Here is a 24,433-nt window from a genome sequence, read left to right on the forward strand (position 1 = left end):
AAGGTGAAAAGCTAAATTTGTAAAATCCACCACTTTTTCAGTGGCCTTCCCCAAACCCGGCCATCCCCGGGCACCCCCACAACCCCACATAAAAAAACCCCCCGCCGTAACGACGAGGAGCTTCCCAAAAATTAATAAAACCGTTTATAACTATCGAAATGTTTACCCCAATAATACTTACCATGCACTGGGCTAATTTCAACACCGCTTGATCCGGCGTGAATGAACTCACCATTGCCAAGGTAGATTCCCATGTGAGAGATCCCAGCCTTGTAGGTATTTTCAAAGAATACTAGATCGCCAACTTGTGGATTGTTCACGTAGTAAGAGCGGTTGAAATAACCGGCGCTTGATGTACGTGAAATATCCATGCCAGCTTTCTCATACACATATTTGATGAAGCCACTGCAGTCGAATCCGGCTGGTGTGGTGCCGCCCCATTGGTAGTCGACGCCTAACATGCTTTTTGCGATGCTGACAACTTTGCTCGCGCTATAGTCAACGTCAGCGCTAGGCGTTTCAACAGAGCCAGTGCTGCCGCCAGAGCTAGTACCCTTCGAACCAATGTTCAACTTCTGTCCAACAATAATTAAATCAGACGACAAGTTATTCCACTTCTTCAAAGCAGATACGGTTACATCGTGGCTGTAGGCAATTCCGCTCAATGTATCGCCAGAACGCACCGTATAGACAGAAGCTGATGCAACATCCTTCTCCGGCTCAGGCGCTGGTGTGTTTTCCACCTTGCCACTCTTCGAAACAACAAATTTATCGCCAGGATAAATCAAGTATGTATCTAAATTGTTCCAGTCCATTAAGTTTGATAAAGAAATGTCATATTTTGCAGCGATACCACTTAGTGTGTCGCCGCGTTTCACTGTATATGTAGTAGATGTGTTAGCAGATGGTTTTGATTCAACTTTTCCGCTGTTGCTAGATTTAGAAGTTTCGATGATTTGGTTTGGAAAAATGAGATCACTAGATAAATCGTTAATAGATTTCAACTGTGAAACACTGGTGTTATATTTCTGTGCTATGCCCCATAGTGAGTCACCGCTCTGAACTTTGTACGATGCTGCCTCCGCTTGCGTTGCGGCAAAGGTTGAAGCTATTACTGCACTTGCTGTTACCGACATAATAATTTTCTTATTTGCCAATTTACTATTTCCCCTCTCACAATTCAATGTTACAAATTTCTACCATTATAGCATTAGTTTGGTAGATTTGTGGCAAATGTTACAAATATTATGCAATAGTTACCAACTTGTAATATAACTGTAATAGTACAACCCCTAAATCGACAATTTCATAAAATTTTTTCAAAAAAATAGAATCGGACGGTCATAAATATGTTATAATTTCGTTTGTGATTGTCGAAGAATGGTAGAATAGAAGAAATATACCTGATTATTGGAGGTTCACAAATGGAAGAAACGATATCCCTCAAGGAAATTTTTGAGGTTATTAAGAAACGTCTCTTGTTGATTATTTCATTAATAGTAGGGGCTGCCTTGATTGCTGCTGTTGTCAGCTATTTTGTCCTGACGCCTACTTATCAAGCAAGTACACAGTTTATTGTAAATCAGGAGGCACAGGATCCGAAAGTTCCATATAGTACGACTGATATACAGACAAACATCGAACTGATTAATACGTATAATGTCATTATTAAGAGTCCTGCCATATTAGAGGATGTTGTCAAGGAGCTGGATTTACCATATACGGCGGATACGCTGAAATCGAAGCTTGCGGTTTCGAGTGCGGAGAAATCCCAGGTAGTGAATGTAACTGTTACAGATACAGATCCCGAAACGGCGGTTAAGATTGCCAATACAACGGTCGAAACCTTCCAGGAAAAAATTCCAGATATCATGAGTGTCGATAACGTCAGTATTCTTGCCAAAGCAGATCTTGCTGACAACCCAAGCCAAGTGAGTCCAAACCCGTTACTGAACATTGCAATCGCGGTTGTACTTGGGGCAATGGTTGGTGTAGGTCTAGCGTTCTTACTAGAGTACTTGGATAATACAATTCGGACCGAGGATGATATTGAAAATAAGCTCGGCTTGCCGTTATTAGGTGTGGTCACGCATATTAATGACGAGGATGTCCGGGATAGTCGTCTTCCGGAAGCGAACAGAATGAAACGGGGTGGATACAATGGCTCGCAGAAAAAAACAGTCTAAAACAACAAGTAAAATCAGACACTTGATCACGAACCTTAATCCGCGTTCGCCAATATCCGAGCAATACCGGGCAATCCGAACAAACCTGCAATTTTCATCTGTTGATCAAGAATTAAAAACAATTGTGGTTACGTCATCCGGACCAAGTGAAGGAAAGTCCATGACAGCTGCGAACCTTGCCGTTGTTTATGCACAGCAAGGAAAACGGGTACTGCTTGTTGATACCGACTTGCGCAAGCCAACGATCCATTATACATTCCGGCTCGATAACCTAGCGGGGTTAAGTAATATCCTTGTTGGCGAGAAGGCGCTTGAGAATGTCATCGTTTCAAGTGAGATTGATAATCTGGATCTCATTCCATGTGGCCCGATTCCGCCAAACCCGTCAGAACTATTAGCATCAAAAAAGATGCAAAGCACCATCCAGGCTGCAAGTGAAGTGTACGATATCATCATCTTTGATACACCACCAGTGCTGGCAGTGACCGATGCGCAAATCCTAGCAAATATTTGTGATGGTTCCGTGCTGGTTATTAAAAGTAAAGATACAGAAGTAGAAGCGGCCAAAAAGGCGATCGAAACGTTAGAGCAGGCGAATGCGAGAATACTTGGAACGATATTGAATGACCGTGAGAAAAAGGCTTCTAATTATTACTACTATTATGGAACGTCGAAATAACAGAAACTCCTTGTCCATTGGGCGGGGAGTTTTTTTCGGGGCAAATTGAACTCGAGCCACTGAAAAAGGTAAACCTAGCACAAAAAAGGTGGATCTATGATCGCATCTTGAATATACTGCGCTTTCCGCGGGCGAGTGACGAGTCTCCTCGGACTGCCGTCCTGCGGGGTCTCGCCGATCTCTCACTTCCCGCAGGAGTCTTCGTATATTCAAGATGCTAAGTTAAGGTGAATAGCTAAATTTTTAAAATCCGCCACTTTTTCAGTACCCTTAATTGAACTCAGGCGAGGGAGTGAGAAACTCAGGATTTGCCTGTTTAAAGCTTAACACCCCGCTCTGTTTTTACCTTAGTACTGTAAAAAATGACTTTCACACCACGAATATGACTTTTTCGTGACTTTTAAACCGACAAAAAACTGTTATACTATAAAAATAAGAATAGATATACCTAGATACATATAACTAGGAACGAGATAGAGAGAGAAAAGAATCGCTATGGGAGTGAACGGAATGATCGATATTAATTGCCATATCCTTCCTGGGATGGATGAAGGCGCAAAGTCTTTAACGGAAAGCTTGAAGATGGCTGATATCGCGGTTCAACAGGGGATTACACATATTATTGCAACACCGCATCACACGGAAGGGGACGCGGCAACTTCAGCGGATAATATAATTGGGGCAGTTGATTATCTGAATGGAAAACTGAAAGAGCAGGATGTGCCGCTAAAGATATTACCTGGTCAGGAACCGAGAGTATATGGGGAAATGCTCAAGGGGCTGCGGTCAGGGGAAGTGCTGCCGTTAAATCAGACAAGCGAGTATGTATTCATCAACCTACCAAGGGATTATGTACCGCATTATTTGACACAGCTGCAATTCGATCTGCAAATTGCCGAGTATAAACCAATTATTGTTCACCCGGAGCGAAATCAGGAATTGATCGCGAACCCTGATAAATTATATCGAATGGTAAAAAACGGGGCATTAACCCAAATCACTGCTGCTAGTATCGTGGGGAAATCTGGAAAAAAGATTCAAAAATTTGCCCACCAAATGATCCAGGCGAACCTAGGACATTTTATAGCATCTGAGGCAAATAATGGTCATAAAAAGTCCTTCTATCTGAAGCAAGCTTATGGTACTATTAAGAATGGTTTTGGAAATGCGATGGTTTATCAATTCATGGAAAATAGCCAATATATTGTTGATAACCTTACCGTACCAAAAGAACAACCAGAGCGCATACGAATAAAAAAAGGTTTACGAATCTTTAGCTAAGACCACCTATAAGTGATAGATAGGGATCTAATATAAATTAGTTCCCTTTTTTTACGGTCTTTTATGTCTAGCTCCAGCCTCCGCTTCTAAACGGAGCACTTACGCTTTTCTAACCACATAGCGACAAAATTCTAGTTTATTATCACAAATAAACATGTTAGAATGTGAGAATAGTTCGAAAAGTTATAATGGAATGTTAGGAAGTGATTTTCATGATTGATATACATTGTCATATATTGCCAGGAATTGATGATGGCGCCCAAACGGAATCGGACAGTATCGCGATGGCGAACGCTGCGGTTGATCAGGGGATTGATACCATCATTGCAACTCCGCACCATATGAATGGAAAATATGAAAATAGCAAGCAGGATATTATAACGCATGTGAACGTGTTAAATGATTTATTTCAGGAAGAGGATATTCCGCTAACCATTCTTCCAGGGCAGGAAATCCGCATGAATGGGGAGATCATCGACGAGCTTGAAGATGGCATTATTCAATCGTTGAACCATTCGAAATACCTGTTTGTTGAATTTCCGTCCAGCAGTGTTCCACGCTATGCGAAGCAGATGCTTTTCGATATCCAGCTTGCCGGCTATAAACCGGTGATTGTGCATCCTGAGCGTAACCAAGTACTAATCGAACATCCATCGATGCTGTATGAGTTTGTTAAAAAAGGGTCATTAACCCAAATAACGGCAGGCAGTTTATGCGGCAAATTCGGCAAAAATCTGCAGAAGTTCTCCCACCAACTGGTTGAGGCGAATTTAACCCACTTCATTGCTTCTGATGCGCATAATACAACATCACGAGGGTTTACGTTGCAGGAAGGGTACAAGGAATTGATGGATCAGCATGGAGTAGACGCGCGGTATATGTTCATGGAAAATGCTCAATTGCTGGTCGAAAGCAAAACCGTGAACCGCCTGGAGCCTGCAGAGGTTAAAAAGAAGAAGTTTCTCGGAATCTTTTAGGGTGTACACGATTATGTATGTCCTTTGTACTAGACTAATAGGCGGAGTGTTTGTATGATACATGTTCTACTAGTAGAGGATCAGCAGCTGTTTCGCGAGGGAATAAAGGCCTTAATCCATCATGAAGAAGACCTGGAAGTGGTTGGCATGGCAGAGACTGCGGATGATTCTTTTCGATTAATCGAAGAAAAACAGCCACATGTTGTGCTGATGGACTTACATATTGCCGGTATCGACGGGGTTAAAGCTACCAGGTATATCAAAGATCACTACCCCGGAACAAAGGTAATTCTGCTTACGACCTATGTCGAGGAAGACTTGATTATAGCGGGGTTAAATGCTGATGCGGACGGTTTCCTGTTTAAGAATCTGAACGCAACAAAATTGATACAGGCTATCAGGGATGCATTTTATGGTGACATGGTTATCTCCGGTCAAGCGGCCAGAATCCTAGCGAGAAGGATTAGACACAACATGTACAATAAGAAGCAGATTCTGGCAAGAAAGCTTGAACATCGATCCATCTACTTAACGGAGAAAGAACTCGACATCGCGTATTTGATGATGGAAGGCAAAGCGAATAAAGTGATTGCCGAATACATGTATTTGAGCGAAGGCACGATCAAGAACTATATCAGCGACATTTATACGAAGGTAAATATGCGAAGACGGTCAAAAGTGATCGAATATTTCCGTGGCTTTTTTCATTAAAAAAGCACTTTTTATTGGTATTGGCCTTACTTTTTGTAATAGAGTCACGTTAAGTATGGTTATGTACGTCATTGACCGACTTTTTGTGTCGGTTATTGCCAAAATATACGAAAAAAGTCTTACTTTTTTCTGTGTAATATGCGAAAATAGAACCAGATAAAACATAAATGAAAATATTTCCAGTAACATCGTAGCATTAACTAATTTCAAGAAAGGAGTGGACATCGTGACTTATCATAATAGATTGGCATTATTAGTAATCATGGATTCCATTATCGTCAGCACAGCCATATTCATCGCCTCCTGGATTGTCTATCCATACGTACCCGTCTTCAATATGCCAGCATTGATCATTAGTTCCATCGCACTCTTAATTTTCCATCACGTCTTTGCATCCATCTATAATCTTTATAATAAAGTATGGTCCTATGCCAGTGTAGGTGAGCTTACCGCAATTGTTAAAGCCATTACATTCTCTATTATTTCAGCGGGAATTGTTCAATTCCTGGTAAACGACTTTTCCATTTATAGACGAGCACTTGTCGTTACATGGATGTTACATATTATCTTAATCGGAGGATCACGATTCATATGGAGGATATATCGTGATCAATTTATGAATAACGCCGAAGACAAAAAACGCACATTGATAATCGGCGCTGGCTCAGCTGGAGCAATGATTGTGAGACAGCTGAAAAATCAAAACAACTCGGAGTTATTACCGATAGCGTTTATCGACGATGATCCTTCCAAGCAAAAAATGCAATTATATAATTTACCCGTTTTAGGACAAGCGAAGGACATCGAAACAGTTGTCAAAAATCACAGCATTGAACATATCGTTATTGCGATTCCGTCACTCAGAAATGGTGAGTTAAATAAACTCGTTACGGAATGTAATAAATCATCAGCTAAGGTGCAGATGATACCGAAGATTGAGGACTTGATGACTGGGAAAATTTCTGTTAGCAATTTAAAGAATGTCGAGGTTGAAGATTTACTTGGGCGTGAACCAGTCGAACTTGATATAAACGCCATATCGGAATACGTAACAGGTAACACAGTAATGGTAACCGGGGCAGGTGGTTCGATTGGATCGGAACTTTGCCGCCAGCTTATGCGTTTTACCCCAAGTAAAATTGTCTTGCTCGGTCACGGAGAATTTAGTATTTATACGATAGATATGGAGCTTAAAGAAAAATACGGTGACATGGATATTGAAATTGTGCCGGTTATTGCAGATGTGCAGGACCGCAAACGCATTTTTGAAGTCGTGGAAAAACATAAACCGACAATTGTTTATCATGCAGCAGCGCATAAGCATGTTCCTTTGATGGAATATAATCCGCATGAAGCGGTGAAGAACAATGTTATTGGTACGAAAAATGTTGCTGAAGCAGCGGATACATTTGGTGTAAGTACCTTTGTTATGGTATCAACTGATAAGGCCGTTAACCCAACCAATGTTATGGGGGCGACTAAACGTGTTGCTGAAATGGTCGTTCAGGATATGGCTCAACGAAGTAAGACAAAATTTGTAGCTGTTCGATTCGGGAATGTATTGGGAAGTCGGGGTAGTGTTATTCCACTGTTTAAAATGCAAATTGAAAGAGGTGGCCCTGTTACCGTGACTGATCCTGAAATGACAAGATATTTTATGACGATACCGGAAGCATCTAGGCTTGTCATTCAGGCTGGTACCCTTGCGAAGGGCGGAGAGATTTTTGTCTTGGATATGGGCGAGCCCGTGAGGATTGTGGATTTGGCTAAGAATCTAATAAAACTTTCAGGTTTTACAGAAGATGAGATTCCCATTAAATTTGCTGGTATCAGGCCAGGTGAGAAGTTGTATGAGGAATTACTTGGTAAGGATGAGATTCACCCTAATCAGGTTTATGAGAAAATATATGTTGGTAGAACGAGTGAAGTTGAGGAAAACATCCTCTTAGATTTAATCGTGAGTTTTAATGGGTATGATTCTGAGGAATTAAAAAATAAATTGATGGGGATTGTATTTTTGGAAAAGACTTTGTTGGCAGTGAACAGTGGGCTTTAATTTCGTTTTAAATATAGGAGCAGTACAACAACACAATAAGATTCATGTAGTCCTGTTTCTAGTTGCAAAACCACATAAACATAGCGATTTCCCGTTTTGAGCATAATTTAATTTTATGATTTTTACTATAAGATGGAGTAATTTATGAGAGAAAAAATAAGTAATCTAAATAAAGTTATGACATTTGTTAGTCAAATAAATAAGGTAGTGACTTTTGCACTTTTTTTTATTCTATTAGGAAGGTATCTTGGTCCAGAACAATTTGGAATTTACACAACAATTTTGGCGATTGTCACTATATTTAGTGGTTTTAGTGACTTGGGATATGGACATCTGATTATTCAAAGTGTAACAAAAAACAAAAAAAACTTTAATGTATACTATGGAAATGGTCTATTTATATTGTTAATTAACATATTACTATTAATCATCTTTCTAACCGTTTTTAATAATATTGCATTTGGGTTTCCAACAAATATAGTATTAATGGTTATTATTGCAGATTTATTATTTTTTAAAATAATTGATTTGAATTCTAAATCGTTTCAAGCATTTGGTAATTTAGCTGTAATGTCCTTGTTCATCATTTCTATTGGGATAGTAAAAGTGGCATCAGTATTCATAATCATTTTAATTACTTCTTTTAAACCTAGCTTAGAAGAATTTCTAACGTTGTATATCCTATTGTATGGTGTTGTAACACTATTAACAACCATTTATACAATCAAAACTATAGGAGTTCCTCGTCTTAAAATAAGGGATATAAGGTTTAATGTGAAGCAGGGCATACATTTTTCAATTGGTGGGATGTCACGAACTATCTATATAGATGTTGATAAAATAATGCTTACCAAATTTATTAGTGCTGATGTTACTGGCATGTATTCTGTAGCCTATAAAATTATGAGTCTTGCGTTTTTTCCAATCCAATCATTACTCTTAATATATTATAGAAGCTTTTTTGAGGCAGGCAAAAGCCATATAAATAACGCTGTAAAGTTGAGCAAAAAGTTAGGTAAGTTAACAGTAGTTTATGCTGTTGGTGCATCCATTCTTGTCTATTTTTGCGCACCTTTAATTACATTATTTATGGGAAGCCAGTATGAGGAATCGATAACTATGGTTAGGTTGCTTTTACTAATGTTAATTATCCAATCACTATATTATCCATTTGCAGATGCAATGACGGGTTCAGGCCATCAGATGGAAAGAAGTAGAATTCAAATAATAGCAGTAATATTAAATGTTTTTTTGAATCTAATACTTATACCACTAATATCATGGAAGGGAGCAGTGATTGCTTCTATAATATCTGAATTTAGTATTTTCCTTTTTGTAACTATATTTATTATCAAAAAAAGAAACAGGTGAACTTTATTTTGGCACAATTAAAATCATTAGTTTGGATGATCGTAGGAAGAGGAATTGCAAGTGGAACTGGATACTCTCGAAGGGTGTTCTTTGAATTAGAAATTTTAAAAAAGGAAGGGATAGACTCTATTTTGGTTTATCCGGATGACGTTACATTACCTAAAGAATTTAGTCAATTGTGTACCCCTGTACCTGTAAAATTGAATTTATCTAGTTATTTAGGAGGTAAGTTAAGCACTTCATTTCATGAAATTATTCATGAACATGGTAAACCAGATATTATTTATGGTCAAAGTTTAGTGCATACTTTTATAGCTTCAAAATTTGCTAAAAAAAATAAAATTAATCTTATATTTGACTACCATGGTAAAGCTCCAAAAGAAAAGTTTGAATTAGGAGTTTCGAAAAAGTCACCAAAAGATATTATTTTATCTGTGGCTTATAAAATAATTGAAGCAATTAATATTGAAAGATCAAATGAAATTGTATTGGTTTCTGAGAACTTCAGAAATAACTTGAAAGTAAAAGACAAAGCTATTGTGCTGCCGATGGTTCCTTCTGAAATTTTTATTAAGTATAAAAAGGAACTAGTTCGAACTAGTATAAAAAGTGAACTTGGTATTTCAGAAGACTCGATAGTCTTTTGTTATTTAGGACAAGCACAATTCTATCAAATGGCTGAAGAAACTGTAAATTTATATAAAAGTATTGAAAAAAAGTTTAACAAAACTCATTTATTAATAATAACTAAGGACCCAGACAATTTCCAAAGTATTACAGGTAACCATGAATTGGTAAATTACACTATTATTTCTGCGGACCATAAGGAGGTCCCGAGGTATCTGGATATTAGTGACTTTGGTTTTGTGCTAAGGGGGCCTTCAGTTTTAAATACAGTTTCATCTCCCACAAAAGTATTAGAGTACCTATCAATGAATGTAGTGCCAATTATGACGCAATATGTAGGTGATTTCCCAGCCGTTTTACCGGAAAATAGCAAAATAGTGTTAGATTATCATTCTTTAATTTTAAAAACTAACAATAATGTGCTTAATCCCGAAAAAGTTTATGCGAGATATAATAATAAAATTGATATAAGTACTTTTGTTCTAGATTATTCCAATAAATACATCGAAAGTTATACTAAAACGATTAAAAAATATATAAAAACTACTGAGGAATGATGGGTATGCTTGAATTTTATAACATAATAACTTTTGCATTTTTAAGTATACTTTCTTTATATTATTTAAAAAGTATAATTCAGGGTCAAATTAACATAGGGCATATAGCTTATTTTGTATATTATATTGCTTTTGCAATTCCAATTTTACTGGATTTGGTATTAGGAATACCGGTTTATTCAAATCGCCCTGGTTTTAAATTGGCTACTAATGACACTCATACAATCTTTATATATGATACTTATATGATATTTATAGGAATACTATGGTTTTTATTTAGTACAAAAAAAAAATTAAGGTATAGTGATATTGAAAAATCAAATCGCAGACAACAAAAACTATTTAAAGGGATATTATGGATTTTGGTTGTTTTTCCAATACTTCTTGTACTATTCGCACCTGAAGCGGGTTTCTATCTTGATTACGGTGCAATTAATCAAAAACAATTAGTAAGCCAAAAGATTATCGACTTTCATGGTATTATTCATTTATTTAGTTTAATTAGTATAGTATCTGGTATTTTAATTTTGCTGATAGATAAAATGAAATTTAATCGCTTTCTGATGCTTGTTATGCCGTGGGTTTTTATTGCTATTTGGTTGAACGGTAAACGTTCAGCTGTGGTGATTTTCATTGCTCTACTAATTATTTCCTTAGTAATAAAAGGATATATACAAGGATGGAAGCTTGTTATTTTTACTTTTATATGTCTGATTTTGTTTTTAGGGTACAATACTTTTTACACAAATCAAATTAAGTATGAAACCCTAGATGTGAAACTAACCCAAGCCGAAAAGTATCAAAACTTTCGAATCAATTATGGTAGGGATGATGTAACAAAATTATCGATTTATTCAATGCTTAATGACAAACCCGAAATTCTAGATTACCCTGGCCAAAGTATTCTATTTTATTTAACCTTTTATGTTCCGAGAGAGCTATGGAATAACAAACCCTGGACCTATCCGGTATATTTAACATCAGCGGTGTTCATGAATAGGGTTGATTCCGGTTATATCGGATGGACAATGACTACAAGTTGGTTTGAAGAAGCTATTTCAAACTTTGGGATATTTGGGTTTTTAATCGGGCCAGCTTTATTATTATTTTTATGTCGTTTAGGTGATCGATATCAAAATCGCATTATTCACACAGCTACCTTGTTAATTGTGATTTTATTTATTATGCTTCCTTTGAGTAGTTTTATTCCTTTATTTTTAATATGGATGATTATTTTAATTTATTTTCAAAAGTTTAATAACGTAATTAAGGTTTCTAATTAAATATAAGGTGTGAGAGAAATGAGCGGTAGATCACTTTTTCAAAAATATAATATTATTTTAAGAATATTTGAATTAACAAGCAAATTAATCCCGAAATTTGTTTTTAATTTGTTTTGGTTTATATGCGATAATTCGGAATCAAAGCCCTGCCTATTACTAAGATATCTATATTTAAAAAAGTACATAAAAAATTGCGGGGAAAACATTTTTATTGGAAAAGGGGTAGTGCTCAAGAACAGTCGTAAACTAAGTATTGGGTCTAATGTAAGTATACATGCTTATTCCTACGTAGATGCAATTGGAGGAATTACTATAGGCGATAACGTTTCAATAGCAAATCATACCTCTCTTATTTCTTTTGAGCATACTTGGGAAAACACTGAAATACCGATTAAATACAATAATACAAAAAAAGGTAGTATAAAAGTAAGTGATGATGTTTGGATAGGATGTGGATGTCGAATTTTATCAAACGTGACTATTCATGAAAGATGTATTGTTGCAGCGGGGGCCGTTTTGAATAAGGATACTAAATCAAATACATTGATGGGCGGTGTCCCAGCTAGAGATCTTAAACAAATTTAATGAAAGGAGGTGGGATAATGAAAGCAGTTTTTGTCCATAGTCATATATTTAAATATGATAATGATTACAATTTCTACTCGGATGGAAAATTAACTTATCAAATGTGGGAACAAAGATATTTAAAATACTTTGATAACCTAATTGTTGCCGCTAGAGCCAAAAGAAAGCTAGGGGAAAATTTAAATATTTCAAGTGGTAATCGAGTAGAACATATTATCCTGCCAAGTCTATCAAAAATAAAAGGTAGATATAAAAACAAAAGTGATTTAAAAAAAAAGTTAAAAACTGTAATTGAAGGATCCGATGCTTTGATAGCAAGAATGCCTAGCGAACATGCATATCTTGCAATAAAAATTGCCAAAAGATTAAATAAGCCCTATACGGTAGAAATTGTAGGAGATGTTTTTTCATCTTTTTGGACTCATGGAAGTGTAGTTGGGAAATTACTTGCACCAATTTATTATTTCAAATATAGAAAAGTGATAAAACAATCTGCATACCTAATTTATGTGACAAAAAATAATTTACAGAAAAAGTATCCTTATAATTCCAGTGCAAGCTTTACTAATATCTCAAACGTTGACTTACCATCTGTATCAGATTTAATACTATTTAATAGGCTTAGTAAAATAAATAAACTTGATGTACGAAAAGAAGTCAACATTGGATTAATAGGCTCATATTCCTCAAAATATAAGGGGATTGATAGAGCGATAAAGTCAATTAAACAATTAAATAGCAAAGGCTTGAAATGTAACCTAATAGTACTCGGAGAAGGAAATAATAGATGGTTATTAGACCTTTCTAAAAAGTTGAATGTCGAAAATAACGTTGTTTTTTTAGGAAGTTTACCTGGCGGGAAAGAAGTATTTGAATGGCTTGATAATATAGACTTGTACATTCAACCTAGTCTAACTGAGGGTTTACCTAGATCTTTAATAGAAGCAATGAGTCGTGGACTTCCATGTGTTGCTTCATCCGTAGGGGGTATCCCGGAATTAATTGATAAAAAATTTATTCATAACCCTAAATCATATAAAGAGTTAAGTGAAAAGATTTTTTATTTATTAAGTAACAAAAAGCTTATGCTTGAACAAGCAAAAAAAAATTATTCTTATTCAAAAAGTTACACTTCTGATGTGCTAAATGAAAGAAGGAAAGATTTTTGGGTTAATTTTAATCATAAGGAGTTTAGTGGAAAATGAAAATACTAGTTACAGGAGCAGCGGGATTCATAGGATCCCATTTATCTAGACGCTTACTTAATGAGGGCCATCAAGTTATTGGAATTGATAACGTAAATGATTATTATGACCCTGAATTAAAAAAAAACAGGTTAAAACAAATTACTAATGAAAACTTTAATTTCATAAAAATGGATCTAGAAAATCTTGATATAATCAACCAAATATTTGAGAAGTATAGACCAGAAATAGCTGTAAATCTTGCGGCACAGGCTGGGGTACGATATAGCCTAGAAAATCCTCACGCTTATATTAACTCAAATATCATTGGTTTTACAAATATACTTGAAGCCTGCCGTCATTATAGGGTAGAACATCTAATATACGCTTCATCGAGTTCAGTATATGGGGCAAATACATCTAAGCCATTTTCAACAAGTGATAATATTGACCACCCCCTAAGTTTATATGCAGCAACAAAAAAATCTAATGAATTAATGGCTCATACCTATAGTCACTTATATAACTTACCTACAACAGGATTACGTTTCTTTACTGTATATGGACCATGGGGGCGCCCCGACATGGCGTTGTTTTTATTTACAAAGGCGATTGTAAATAATGAGCCAATCGATGTATTTAATCACGGAAATATGATGCGTGATTTTACGTATGTAGATGATATAGTAGAAAGTATCACAAGGTTAACTAAACGACCAGCTCAGCCAAATCCTGATTGGTCAGGTGCAAATCCAGATCCAAGTTCAAGTTACGCACCTTACAAAGTCTATAATATTGGAAATAACAGTCCTGTTAGATTGATGGATTTTATAGAGGCTATTGAAAATAAATTAGGAAGAGAAGCGAAGAAGAACTTTTTACCACTACAAGCTGGGGATGTTCCTGAAACATATGCTAATGTGGAAGATTTATATAGGGATATAGACTTTCAGCCACAAACATCTATTCAAGATGGAGTAAATAATTTTATTGATTGGTATTTAGAATATTATGGGGTGAAATTATAATGGAACAAAAGATAGCGGTAGTAGGGTTAGGATATGTAGGATTACCATTAGCAGTTGCTTTTGGAAAAAAACAGGATATTATTGGTTTTGATATTAATGAACAGCGCATCGAAAGTTTAAAACAGGGTTATGACAAAACAAATGAAGTTGAATCTTATGATTTAGAGGATACTTCAGTCACTTTCACCTCAGACCCAACAGACCTTAATAAGGTAAATTTTATTATTGTTGCGGTACCAACGCCTATTACTGAAAATAAACAACCGGATTTAATACCATTGGTCAAAGCATCTGAAACAATAGGGAAAAACATATCTAAAGGAACAATAGTGGTATATGAATCTACAGTATATCCTGGCGCAACTGAAGAAGAGTGTGTACCAGTATTAGAAAAAGCATCAGGTCTGAAGTGTGGGGTAGATTTCTTTGTTGGATATTCTCCTGAAAGAATTAATCCTGGAGATAAAGAACATACATTTACTACAATTACTAAGGTCGTGTCCGGGCAAAATGCTGAGGTTCTAGAAATAGTTGCTAATGTTTATGGGTCTGTAGTAGAGGCCGGGGTCCATAAAGCAAGCTCTATTAAAGTAGCTGAAGCAGCGAAAGTAATTGAAAATACACAACGTGATTTAAATATTTCTTTAATGAATGAGTTGGCAGTGATTTTTGATAAATTAAATATAGACACAACTGAAGTATTAGCTGCGGCAGGAACAAAGTGGAACTTTTTGAATTTCTCGCCAGGGCTAGTAGGTGGACATTGTATAGGTGTTGATCCATATTATCTAACACATAAAGCACAGAAAGTAGGCCACCATCCAGAGGTAATTTTGGCGGGTAGAAAGACAAATGATAATGTCGGTAAATTTATTGCAACATCTTTGGTAAAACAAATGATTAAGAAAAATATGCCTGTTCAAGGCTCTACTGTTACTGTTCTTGGATTTACTTTTAAAGAGAATGTACCGGATTTGAGAAATACAAGGGTAATAGACATAGTAACTGAATTAGAAGACTTTGATATAAATGTGCAGATTACTGATGCCCATGCCGATAGTGGGGAAGCGTATGAGGAATATGAAATAGATTTAACGTCATATAGCGAGTTAAAACCAGCCGATGCTGTTGTTTTTGCAGTGCCTCACAAGGTCTATTTGGAAGAAGGCTGGGGAATGTTTGACCATTTATTAAAACATGGTAAAGGAATTGTATTTGATGTAAAGAGTAAACTAAATAAGGTAGAATGTCCAAACAATATTGAGTTGTGGAGATTATAAGAAATGAGAGGCAAAATACTTCAAATATGTGCTATTGATTTAACTGTCGATAAGCTGCTGAAACCGCTAATTATGGAGTCGGAACAACAAGGTTTTGAAACGCATGTCGCCTGTACAGACACTGGATTGTTTAATAAATTGAATCGGGAAATACCAAATTTGAAAAATATTCCTATTGATCGGTCTATTAATATAGCATCTAATTTAAAATCCATTATTGCGTTGTATAAATTAATGAAAAAAGAAAAATATGATATTGTACACGTTCATACACCTATTGCAGCATTACTAGGAAGAATTGCGGCTAAATTAGCTGGCATAAAACATGTTATTTATACTGCACACGGTTTCTATTTTCATGATGATATGTCCAAAAAACAGTACAGGTTTTATTATACTATTGAGAAATACGCAGCAAAGTTATTGACTGATTGGTTACTTCTTCAGAGTGAAGAAGATTATAATTTAGCTTTGCATGATAAATTTTTGAAAGAGGACAGAACTATTCATTTAAGCAATGGAGTAAATGTCAATGAAAAGTTTAACCCTGATAAATTAGATGAAAATGACTTGTTGGAAATAAAACAAGAGATAGATATTAAAGAATCCGATGTGGTTTTTACTTTTATTGGACGTCTCGTTAAAGAAAAAGGGATAATTGAACTTTTAGAGTCTTTCAAGAATATCTCTGCTAAATATTCAAATGCAAAGCTAGTATTAATTGGAGGACTGCCTGAAAGTGAAAGAGATACGACATCAATAAAAGAAATTAAGCAATTAATGAATCAAGACAATGTTACTTATCTAGGTTTTCGCGATGATATTCATAATATATTGGCTTTAAGCCATGTTTTTGTTTTACCTTCATATCGTGAAGGGTTACCCCGATCCATTATCGAAGCTATGGCAATGAAAAACGCCATCATTGCTACAAATATTCGCGGATGTAGGGAGCAGGTAATTGAGAATGAGAATGGTCACTTGGTGGGAAGAAAATCTGTTGATGAACTTACAGATGCAATGGAGAATATGTTGATTCAACAGAAGCGAATTCAGCAAATGGGAGAACGGGCTAGAGAAATTGCAATTAATAAATTTAATGAATCTATAGTATTGGCGAAGCAGATAGATCTTTTTGAATGGTTGTTGGAAGAAAATTATAATTACAAAGTTACAGGGTATAATTACAAGAGTTGATTCCATAACATGACTTTACTAAAAAACCATAATATTTATTTTTATAAAGATAATAGATTTGAAAAGATTTATAGATAGGCATGGTGATTAAAATTAAAAGGTGCTTTGATTTTATAGTTTCTTTGGGAACCCTAATTATTTTATCCTTATTTATTGGAATAACTGCAATAATTGTTAGATTAAAATTAGGATCGCCAGTTATATTTAAACAAAAACGACCTGGATTAAAAGGTAAACCTTTTTATGTTTACAAATTTAGATCCATGACAGATGAACGTAACACAGATGGAGAACTATTACCTGACAATGTCCGCTTAACGAAAACAGGAGAAATAATCCGTAAATTAAGCCTGGATGAACTGCCACAGCTTTTTAATGTGCTTAAGGGTGATATTAGTTTGGTCGGCCCACGTCCATTATTAATGGAATACCTCCCTTTATATACTTCCGAACAGGCTCGACGCCATGATTTAAGACCAGGTATTACCGGGTGGGCACAAGTTAATGGCCGTAACGCAATTACCTGGGAAGAAAAATTTAAATTAGATGTGTGGTATGTAGATAATCAAACATTTTGGTTAGATATTAAAATATTGTTTTTAACTGTAATAAAGGTTTTTAAGTCTGAAGGTATTAATCAGGATGGCCAAGCAACAATGGAGAAATTTAAAGGTAAATATGATAAAAGGGTTTCTGGAAATGATTAAATTAGTATTAATAGGTGCCGGTGGCCATAGTAAAGTAATTAAGGATATTGTAGCTGAAAATGATGATTTGGAATTATATGCGATTGTTGATGATGCATTTGATCAAACGAATGAACTAGATGGGATTATTTATGCTCATCCCAACTTTTTGGATAGTATAAACGTGGATTTATATAAGTTTTGTATAGCTATAGGGAACAATGCCATACGCCAAATGCTATTTAAAAAATTTAATATACCCATTGATAAGTATGTTACTTTAATTCATCCAAGTGCTGTAGTTAGTAATACTGCTAAAATTGGACTTGGTAGTGTAGTGATGCCTAATGCTGTTATTAATGCTGATAGCAGCGTTGGAAACCATTGTATTGTTAATACTAATGCAGTTGTCGAACATGATAATGTTTTAGAAGATTTTGTACATGTTTCTCCTAACGCTACTTTGTCTGGAGTAGTTAATGTTGGAGAGGGAACCCATATTGGATCTGGTGCTGTAGTAATACCAGTAAAAAATATTGGAAGTTGGAGTACTGTTGGGGCAGGTGCAGTTGTTGTCAACGATGTATGTGACGGTATAACAGTGGTTGGAGTGCCAGCTAAAGAATTGATGAAAAGGGATGAACCAAATGAGTAATAAAGATAGAATCTTCCTCTCATCCCCTCACATGAGTGGAAACGAACAAAAATATATACAAGAAGCATTTGATCTCAACTGGATTGCTCCACTAGGTAATAATGTCGATGCATTTGAAGGCGATCTTGCTTCTTATAATTTGATAAATGATGCAGCGGTTGTAACATCTGGTACTGCAGCAATACATTTAGCATTACGATTATTAAATGTGTGTAAGGGTGACACAGTATTCTGTTCATCACTGACTTTTGTAGCAAGCGCAAATCCTATTCTGTATCAAGGTGCAAAACCAGTCTTCATAGATTCAGAACCAGATACATGGAATATGTCACCATCTGCATTAAGAAGAGCCTTTCAAGATGCTGCTAAGCAAGGTAAACTTCCAAAGGCTGTTATTGTAGTGAACTTGTATGGCCAGAGTGCGAAAATTGACGAATTAATAGAGATATGTGATATTTATGATGTTCCGGTAATAGAAGATGCTGCCGAATCACTAGGCAGTGAATATAAGGGGAAAAAGAGTGGCACGTTTGGACGATATGGTATCTTTTCGTTTAATGGAAATAAAATCATCACCACTTCCGGGGGTGGCGCGTTAGTCTCTAATGATGTAGATGCTTTGAAAAAAGCTAGATTTCTAGCAACACAAGCTAGGGATAAAGCTGTTCATTACCAGCACAGTGAAATTGGCTACAATTACCGAATGAGTAATATTGTCGCCGGAATCGGACGTGCACAGTTGGAAGTGTTAGATGACCGAGTAGAGCGACGTCGTGAGGTCTTTGATCGATACAAGGAGGCTTTCGCTGATCAGCTTGGGTTTGAGTTTATGCCCGAATTAGAAGGTACCAAATCCAATCGCTGGTTAACTGCATTAACAATTGATCCTGAAAAGGCTGGTATCTCTAGGGAAGAAATTATTGAAGCATTAGGAAAAGATAATATTGAGGCACGCCCAGTGTGGAAACCAATGCACTTACAACCTCTTTTTGATGGAATGGACTATTATTCACATGAAAAAGGCAATAGTGTATCAGACAATCTATTTAAATATGGTCTATGCTTACCATCTGGATCTAATATGACAGAAGAACAACAGGATAGAGTAATTACTGGGATTAAAAGTTTGTTAAATAAAAAGACACTATCTAGGAGTTTTTAATGGAACGTTCATCACACAAAAAGTCAAAAAAGCTTTGGATCAAAATACCACTTATCGTTATTCTGGTTGTTCTACTCGGAGTTGGAATTTATGCATATTCCATTTACAACAATGCAAAACAAACAGTTAATGGAGAAATGCATAAAAAGGTAGAGTCCATTGATCATGAACTTACAAAGAAAAAAGTGAAAGCAACTAAACCATTGAATATACTGTTACTTGGTGTTGACGAACGGGCAAATGATGTTGGTCGTTCCGATGCACTTATGGTTTTATCGCTTGATCCGAAGTATGACAAAATGCAATTGGTAAGCATTCCACGTGATACTAGAACATTGATCGTGGGCAAGGGATATGCGGATAAGATTAACCATGCCTATGCATTTGGTGGTGCCGACATGTCAGTTGCAACCGTGGAGAACTTTCTTGATATTGAAATGGATTACTATGTCCGAATGAATATGGAAGGTTTAGAAGCACTTATTGATCAATTAGGTACTATCACAGTGAATAATGATGTGGCATGGCAGTATCATGAATACAATTTCACAAAGGGTCGTATTGAATTAGATGGAGAAAAGGCCATGCGTTTTGTACGTATGCGGAAAAAGGACCCAGATGGTGGCTTTGGTAGAACCGAACGTCAACGACAGGTGATACAAGGTATTATCGATAAAGGTGCAAGCATTGCATCCATAAGTAAAATAAATGGCCTAATTGATATACTTGGCGACAATATGACCACTAATTTGGACTTTGATGAAATGAAAAAGTTGTTAAGTGGATATAAAGGGACAAGAAAGAATGTCGTAAGTTATATGATGTCAGGGAGTGGTACTAAGATTGATGGTATTTATTACTTGCAGGTGCCGGATAGTGAAGTTGAGAAAGTGCATGAGATGATTGTTGGGGTGAAGTCTTGATAGTAGAAATGACGAAGGTTTAGTTAATTCATTACACTAATCTATTATTCTATTAAATCAATAACTAATTTTGGGACTATCCTGTTTGGGGTAGTCTCTTCTTTGCTTTGGGTGCTTGTATATACACTGGTCATTAGTGAATTAATCAATTTGGGGAGTAATTTTTTGAACTTGGTAGCTTCAATATAATATGGTAATTCGCGACAAGTCACAGCACCGATTCCCTTGAATTTTAAATATTTATAGGATTAATTTTGACAAATATTTATTTTTCTACATGAAATTAATTAAAAAAACGTTTTATGAAGGTATTGTGTACGGTAAAATGTAAAAATATAAAATACATAGTAATGAAGGAAAGGGTTTCCATCACTTTTGTCGAATTATTATAGATAATAGATAAAGGAACATATTGGAAACCAATATATTAAAAGGGGGATTTATATGGATTTCATAGCACTATTGGGCTTTCTTAGTATTATCTTTTCAATTTTTTATCTAATTTTTCATTTTATTAAAAAGGCAAAACACAAAGAGAAAGTGCTTTCAAAGAAAATATTTTATCCCGCACTAATAGGAGGTTTCGTCTTCCTTATTCTAGGGATAAGCTTTATGGACACAGGTGTTCAAGGACAATTAAATAAGGCTTTAGAGAAAAATGAAGAGCTAACTAATAAAAACACTAACTTAAAATCAGAAAACAAGGAACTTAATAAGCAGGTTACGGCACTTGAATCCGAAATAAAGAAAAAGTCTTCAAAGGTTACTAAATACGAAAATAGTTTAAAATCATTAAAGGAGGAAAAAAGTGAATTTGATAAGGATAAGGAATCGTTAAACGATAAGATTAGTGATTTAACAGAAACAAAAACAAATTTAAAGGATAAAGTAATAAACCTAGAGTCAAAACTTGAAACCACTAAATCAAAATTAGCAAGTGCGCAATTGGTGTCTTCTAGTTCAAGCAAATCCACTACTGGAAATTCAAATTATGATTCTAGCACAACTAATTCATCAGAAGTAAATTCAAACGTTTACTATGATAATTGCACAGCTGCAAAAGAAGCCGGTGCAGCCCCTGTTAGACGAGGTGACCCTGGATATGCTTCACATTTAGACAGAGATGGAGATGGGGTAGGGTGTGAATCTTAGAAAGAACATAACCTGAATTTTCAAGTTAGGTATTAAGGCGAGTATCAATTTATTAATTGATACTCGTTATTGTATGCCAGGTATGCTGGGCATGCATCCCTTCGTATGTGCATCACGAAAAGACTGGTAATAATGCTATTCTACTATCATTGATATTGTAATGTGAAACGATTTTTTCCATTTAGAAAGTTGCTTTCTTAATGACTCTGCTTATTACTTATCCTGCACAACCCCTAGAATAATCTCCCTTATCATATAAGAACGAAGCCATGTTTTGCCTGCTCCGTTCTTATATAGGTTAAACTTACTTCAATTCCAAATCACTATCATCCATAAATTCCTTACCATAATATAACTCTTTCATCCCTACCCCCATCTCTTGATGAAACATTGGGCCGCTTAAGCGCGAGGGGAATCTTAATAAACACATATTCGTTCGATGCATTTGTTTTTCTAATATGTGATACGACTCGTTCATGTCTAGATGTTCTCCATTTTTGAAAGTTATAACTGATTGAATGGTCGGTTTTTCTATAGAATGCCTCCGTTTAATTTCCATCACGTGGTTAGAAAAGATCCAAGCACACCGGAAATGTGTCGGAGCGTGGGTTGGAAAGGCGTAAATGCTTTTATTCTTATTGATGGGAATAGGAACTTTTTTTTGCCAACCGGTATGATGCATGACGGCACACCTTATCCCTTCATATGTGCAGAATTCAGCCAAACAAGCTAATTTGATCAGCTCGAGTGGTGTCTTTCTAACAAACAACCGCCGAGACTGTTCGATCACAATTGTGTCGTATTCGATATTTTTAGCTGGCAGCAAAGCCATTGTATTACTGTTTATAGTATAATTTGTTACGATTTTTTCCATTGATAATGTTGCCCCTTTTATTTTAAGTAATAGGAAATGAATGTGGTGAAGGATGATGCCAAGGTAAATTGACTCCATTCTTTCTTTATTTTTTTGTAAACATGGTCAACGATAAAGTTTTAGGGCTGTGTCAGCGTTTAACGCGCAACTTGTTAAGCAGTTTATCGCTTCTCTCAAAATTATCCAAATGCTTTTCATCCATGTTTGTTTGCGATGCTAGCCGCTATTATGTATTATTGGGCTTTTTACGTCTCAGGTGTAAATGCTTCTCTAGTATAACCTTAAACATCCCTTATTCTTCCACTTTTACCTACTTAAGAACTATTATAGCTTCTTTTTCGTCACTTGTGTAATACTTTTGAATTATTGGTTATATATGTAACTAATAAAGGCAAAATGTCTTTTTTGCTCCTTATATTTAGCCTTCTTTTTATTCATTTCGCAGCAATTGCTGAAGTTTTGGTTTCGCCTGTTTTGCCCAGGTTTTCACTGCTTCAATGCTTACTCCTTCAATCTCTGCAATGGTTTTGAGAGAAAGGTCCTGCAAGACAAACAAGGTGAACCACTTCATCTCTTTGTGCGTTAAAACCTGTTCAATTCTTTTAAGTTGATAAGGATCAAATTCTGTTTCAAGCACATAGGTTAAGCTCTTATCCGTATACCAATCCATCAATTCTAGCTTCTCAGGCTCCTTTGGCATTCGAATCAAGCTCAGGAGTGACTTTTCAATGAGGAAATAAGCATAGGTTGAGAGTTTTCCTCGCTTAGCGTTATGAGTTTGTACGGCCTTCCATAGTGCGATAAGCCCCTCTTGATAAAACTCTTTCTCTGGATCACGGATTTTTAATTTTTTCATCAGAAAATAAATTATAGCTTCATTTTCTTTTAATACATCATTAAACTCACTAGACATTACAGCCTCATATTCGATAAAGGACCTTTATCCATTTATTCCGCGGTAGGGTTATCATAGTGCAGGATTCAGCAATGGTCATCCTGGGAAACATAATCTTTCTCATATGAAAGTTCAATTATCTCTAGGAGAAAGTTGAAGAATGTTGGCGAAAATTAGGTTTTGATGCGGAGAATCTTCTTGTATTGCTGTTTTTACAATTTTTTTGAAAATGATGCCCCCTATTCGATGGTTTCTTACGATTATACTAGTAGGACCACAAAATATGGTTCGTTCAATATTGGAATGGGGGATAAAAATGGACAAGGACATGAATGTGACGTTTGAAGAAGTTTACGAACAAAATAAGCGGAGGATCCATTACCATATTCATAAATTGCATATCCATGATCCACATCAAGAATTCTATCAGGAAGGGCTTTGTGCCATGTGGAATGCTTATCAAACCTATCAGCCTGATAAAGGTGTTATGTCTACGTATTTCAACTATACGATTCGTAACCGATTAATCGATATACTTAGAAAGAAGACGAGAGAACAGCAGCATGATGACAGTTGTGTACAGGAGGTAGGGGCTGCCCTCTATAGTGGTAATCGAAATCGAAAAAGTGAAACACCGATTCCCGATTATACCGGTATTTCCGTAGACGATTCATCTGATGAGATGTGGGAACAAGTAAAATCCCAGCTAACAGAGGCCCAATGGAATTGGGTTTACCATTACATTATCTTAAACATGTCCATCAAAGAAATAGCCGAGAAACAAGGAACTACCATCGACGCCGTAAAAAGCCAAGGCAAACGAGCCCGCCAGAAACTGAAAGAAGTGTGGATTGGGACGGAGGGACAGGTCCCTCGTCCCGCTCGTTAACCTAAGGGGGTGGTCCGGGGGACGGGTTCCCTGTCCCGTTTTGTAAACATAGATAAAGCTAGCATTCCATGCGTTATCAAGGGGTGCTGGTTTTTCGTTATATCTTTATAACTTTAGTAGATATGATTAGGCATCAGACGATAAAAGGCCTGGGAATTGTGGGACAGGTAACCCATGTCCCTTTAAAATTTTTTT

Annotated in this window: 23 protein-coding genes; 20 read left to right on the forward strand and 3 right to left on the reverse strand. The window is 36.0% G+C overall.

Annotation, left to right across the window (positions count from 1 at the left end; genetic code table 11):
• Positions 1-131: 131 nt before the first annotated feature.
• Entirely contained in the window at positions 132-1,157 is a 1,026-nt protein-coding gene (locus tag CFK37_RS08930; RefSeq protein ID WP_089061534.1) for a LysM peptidoglycan-binding domain-containing protein, read from the reverse strand.
• Positions 1,158-1,424: 267 nt separating this feature from the next.
• Between CFK37_RS08930 and CFK37_RS08935 the strand changes: the two genes are divergently transcribed.
• From CFK37_RS08935 to CFK37_RS20270, 19 genes are all read left to right on the forward strand, one after another.
• A complete protein-coding gene (locus CFK37_RS08935; protein ID WP_089061535.1) occupies positions 1,425-2,186 on the forward strand; it encodes a YveK family protein in 762 nt (253 codons plus the stop codon).
• A complete protein-coding gene (locus CFK37_RS08940; protein WP_089061536.1) occupies positions 2,161-2,865 on the forward strand; it encodes a CpsD/CapB family tyrosine-protein kinase in 705 nt (234 codons plus the stop codon). Before CFK37_RS08935 ends, CFK37_RS08940 begins: the two co-directional genes overlap by 26 nt.
• A 510-nt stretch (positions 2,866-3,375) precedes the next feature.
• Positions 3,376-4,146 (forward strand): tyrosine-protein phosphatase, encoded by a 771-nt coding sequence (locus CFK37_RS08945; RefSeq protein ID WP_089061537.1) that lies wholly within the window; start codon positions 3,376-3,378, stop codon positions 4,144-4,146.
• A 212-nt stretch (positions 4,147-4,358) separates the two neighbouring features.
• Positions 4,359-5,123, forward strand: coding sequence for a tyrosine-protein phosphatase (locus tag CFK37_RS08950; protein ID WP_089061538.1), 765 nt, complete (start codon positions 4,359-4,361; stop codon positions 5,121-5,123).
• Positions 5,124-5,177: 54 nt separating this feature from the next.
• Positions 5,178-5,834, forward strand: a complete 657-nt coding sequence (locus CFK37_RS08955) for a response regulator transcription factor (RefSeq protein ID WP_089061539.1) — start codon at positions 5,178-5,180, stop codon at positions 5,832-5,834.
• Positions 5,835-6,060: 226 nt separating this feature from the next.
• Entirely contained in the window at positions 6,061-7,890 is a 1,830-nt protein-coding gene (locus CFK37_RS08960) for a polysaccharide biosynthesis protein (RefSeq protein ID WP_089061540.1), read from the forward strand.
• Between the two features lie 144 nt (positions 7,891-8,034).
• Positions 8,035-9,261: an oligosaccharide flippase family protein gene (locus CFK37_RS08965; protein ID WP_089061541.1), complete on the forward strand. Its 1,227-nt coding sequence runs from the start codon at positions 8,035-8,037 to the stop codon at positions 9,259-9,261.
• A gap of 8 nt (positions 9,262-9,269) precedes the next feature.
• Positions 9,270-10,445, forward strand: coding sequence for a glycosyltransferase family protein (locus CFK37_RS08970; protein ID WP_089061542.1), 1,176 nt, complete (start codon positions 9,270-9,272; stop codon positions 10,443-10,445).
• A gap of 5 nt (positions 10,446-10,450) precedes the next feature.
• A complete protein-coding gene (locus CFK37_RS08975; protein ID WP_089061543.1) occupies positions 10,451-11,728 on the forward strand; it encodes an O-antigen polymerase in 1,278 nt (425 codons plus the stop codon).
• 18 nt (positions 11,729-11,746) lie between these two features.
• Entirely contained in the window at positions 11,747-12,313 is a 567-nt protein-coding gene (locus CFK37_RS08980) for an acyltransferase (RefSeq protein WP_089061544.1), read from the forward strand.
• 17 nt (positions 12,314-12,330) lie between these two features.
• Positions 12,331-13,518 (forward strand): glycosyltransferase, encoded by a 1,188-nt coding sequence (locus tag CFK37_RS08985; RefSeq protein WP_157724823.1) that lies wholly within the window; start codon positions 12,331-12,333, stop codon positions 13,516-13,518.
• Positions 13,515-14,525: an NAD-dependent epimerase gene (locus tag CFK37_RS08990; protein WP_089061546.1), complete on the forward strand. Its 1,011-nt coding sequence runs from the start codon at positions 13,515-13,517 to the stop codon at positions 14,523-14,525. Before CFK37_RS08985 ends, CFK37_RS08990 begins: the two co-directional genes overlap by 4 nt.
• Positions 14,525-15,805, forward strand: a complete 1,281-nt coding sequence (locus CFK37_RS08995; RefSeq protein WP_089061547.1) for a nucleotide sugar dehydrogenase — start codon at positions 14,525-14,527, stop codon at positions 15,803-15,805. The genes CFK37_RS08990 and CFK37_RS08995 overlap by 1 nt, the downstream gene beginning before the upstream one ends.
• A 3-nt stretch (positions 15,806-15,808) precedes the next feature.
• Positions 15,809-17,002, forward strand: a complete 1,194-nt coding sequence (locus tag CFK37_RS09000; RefSeq protein ID WP_089061548.1) for a glycosyltransferase family 4 protein — start codon at positions 15,809-15,811, stop codon at positions 17,000-17,002.
• Positions 17,003-17,094: 92 nt separating this feature from the next.
• Positions 17,095-17,709: a sugar transferase gene (locus CFK37_RS09005; protein ID WP_089063591.1), complete on the forward strand. Its 615-nt coding sequence runs from the start codon at positions 17,095-17,097 to the stop codon at positions 17,707-17,709.
• Positions 17,702-18,343, forward strand: a complete 642-nt coding sequence (locus CFK37_RS09010) for an acetyltransferase (RefSeq protein ID WP_172840479.1) — start codon at positions 17,702-17,704, stop codon at positions 18,341-18,343. Before CFK37_RS09005 ends, CFK37_RS09010 begins: the two co-directional genes overlap by 8 nt.
• Positions 18,336-19,505 carry a DegT/DnrJ/EryC1/StrS family aminotransferase gene (locus tag CFK37_RS09015; RefSeq protein WP_089061549.1) on the forward strand — a complete coding sequence of 390 codons (1,170 nt, stop codon included), beginning with the start codon at positions 18,336-18,338 and terminating at the stop codon, positions 19,503-19,505. The genes CFK37_RS09010 and CFK37_RS09015 overlap by 8 nt, the downstream gene beginning before the upstream one ends.
• Positions 19,505-20,428, forward strand: a complete 924-nt coding sequence (locus CFK37_RS09020) for an LCP family glycopolymer transferase (protein WP_089061550.1) — start codon at positions 19,505-19,507, stop codon at positions 20,426-20,428. The genes CFK37_RS09015 and CFK37_RS09020 overlap by 1 nt, the downstream gene beginning before the upstream one ends.
• Before the next feature lie 444 nt (positions 20,429-20,872).
• Positions 20,873-21,580, forward strand: coding sequence for an excalibur calcium-binding domain-containing protein (locus tag CFK37_RS20270; protein ID WP_089061551.1), 708 nt, complete (start codon positions 20,873-20,875; stop codon positions 21,578-21,580).
• A gap of 304 nt (positions 21,581-21,884) precedes the next feature.
• Here CFK37_RS20270 and CFK37_RS09030 read toward each other — a convergent pair whose 3' ends face one another.
• The gene (locus tag CFK37_RS09030) at positions 21,885-22,454 is read right to left on the reverse strand and encodes a competence protein ComK (RefSeq protein WP_089061552.1); all 570 of its coding nucleotides are present in this window, start codon (positions 22,452-22,454) and stop codon (positions 21,885-21,887) included.
• A gap of 430 nt (positions 22,455-22,884) precedes the next feature.
• Positions 22,885-23,367 carry a sigma-70 family RNA polymerase sigma factor gene (locus CFK37_RS09035; protein ID WP_089061553.1) on the reverse strand — a complete coding sequence of 161 codons (483 nt, stop codon included), beginning with the start codon at positions 23,365-23,367 and terminating at the stop codon, positions 22,885-22,887.
• Between the two features lie 298 nt (positions 23,368-23,665).
• Here CFK37_RS09035 and CFK37_RS09040 point away from each other — a divergent pair, with 298 nt between their 5' ends.
• A complete protein-coding gene (locus CFK37_RS09040; RefSeq protein WP_245837342.1) occupies positions 23,666-24,238 on the forward strand; it encodes an RNA polymerase sigma factor in 573 nt (190 codons plus the stop codon).
• Positions 24,239-24,433 lie beyond the last annotated feature (195 nt).

Origin of the sequence: Virgibacillus phasianinus, assembly GCF_002216775.1 — a bacterium.
GTDB lineage: Bacteria > Bacillota > Bacilli > Bacillales > Amphibacillaceae > Virgibacillus_F > Virgibacillus_F phasianinus.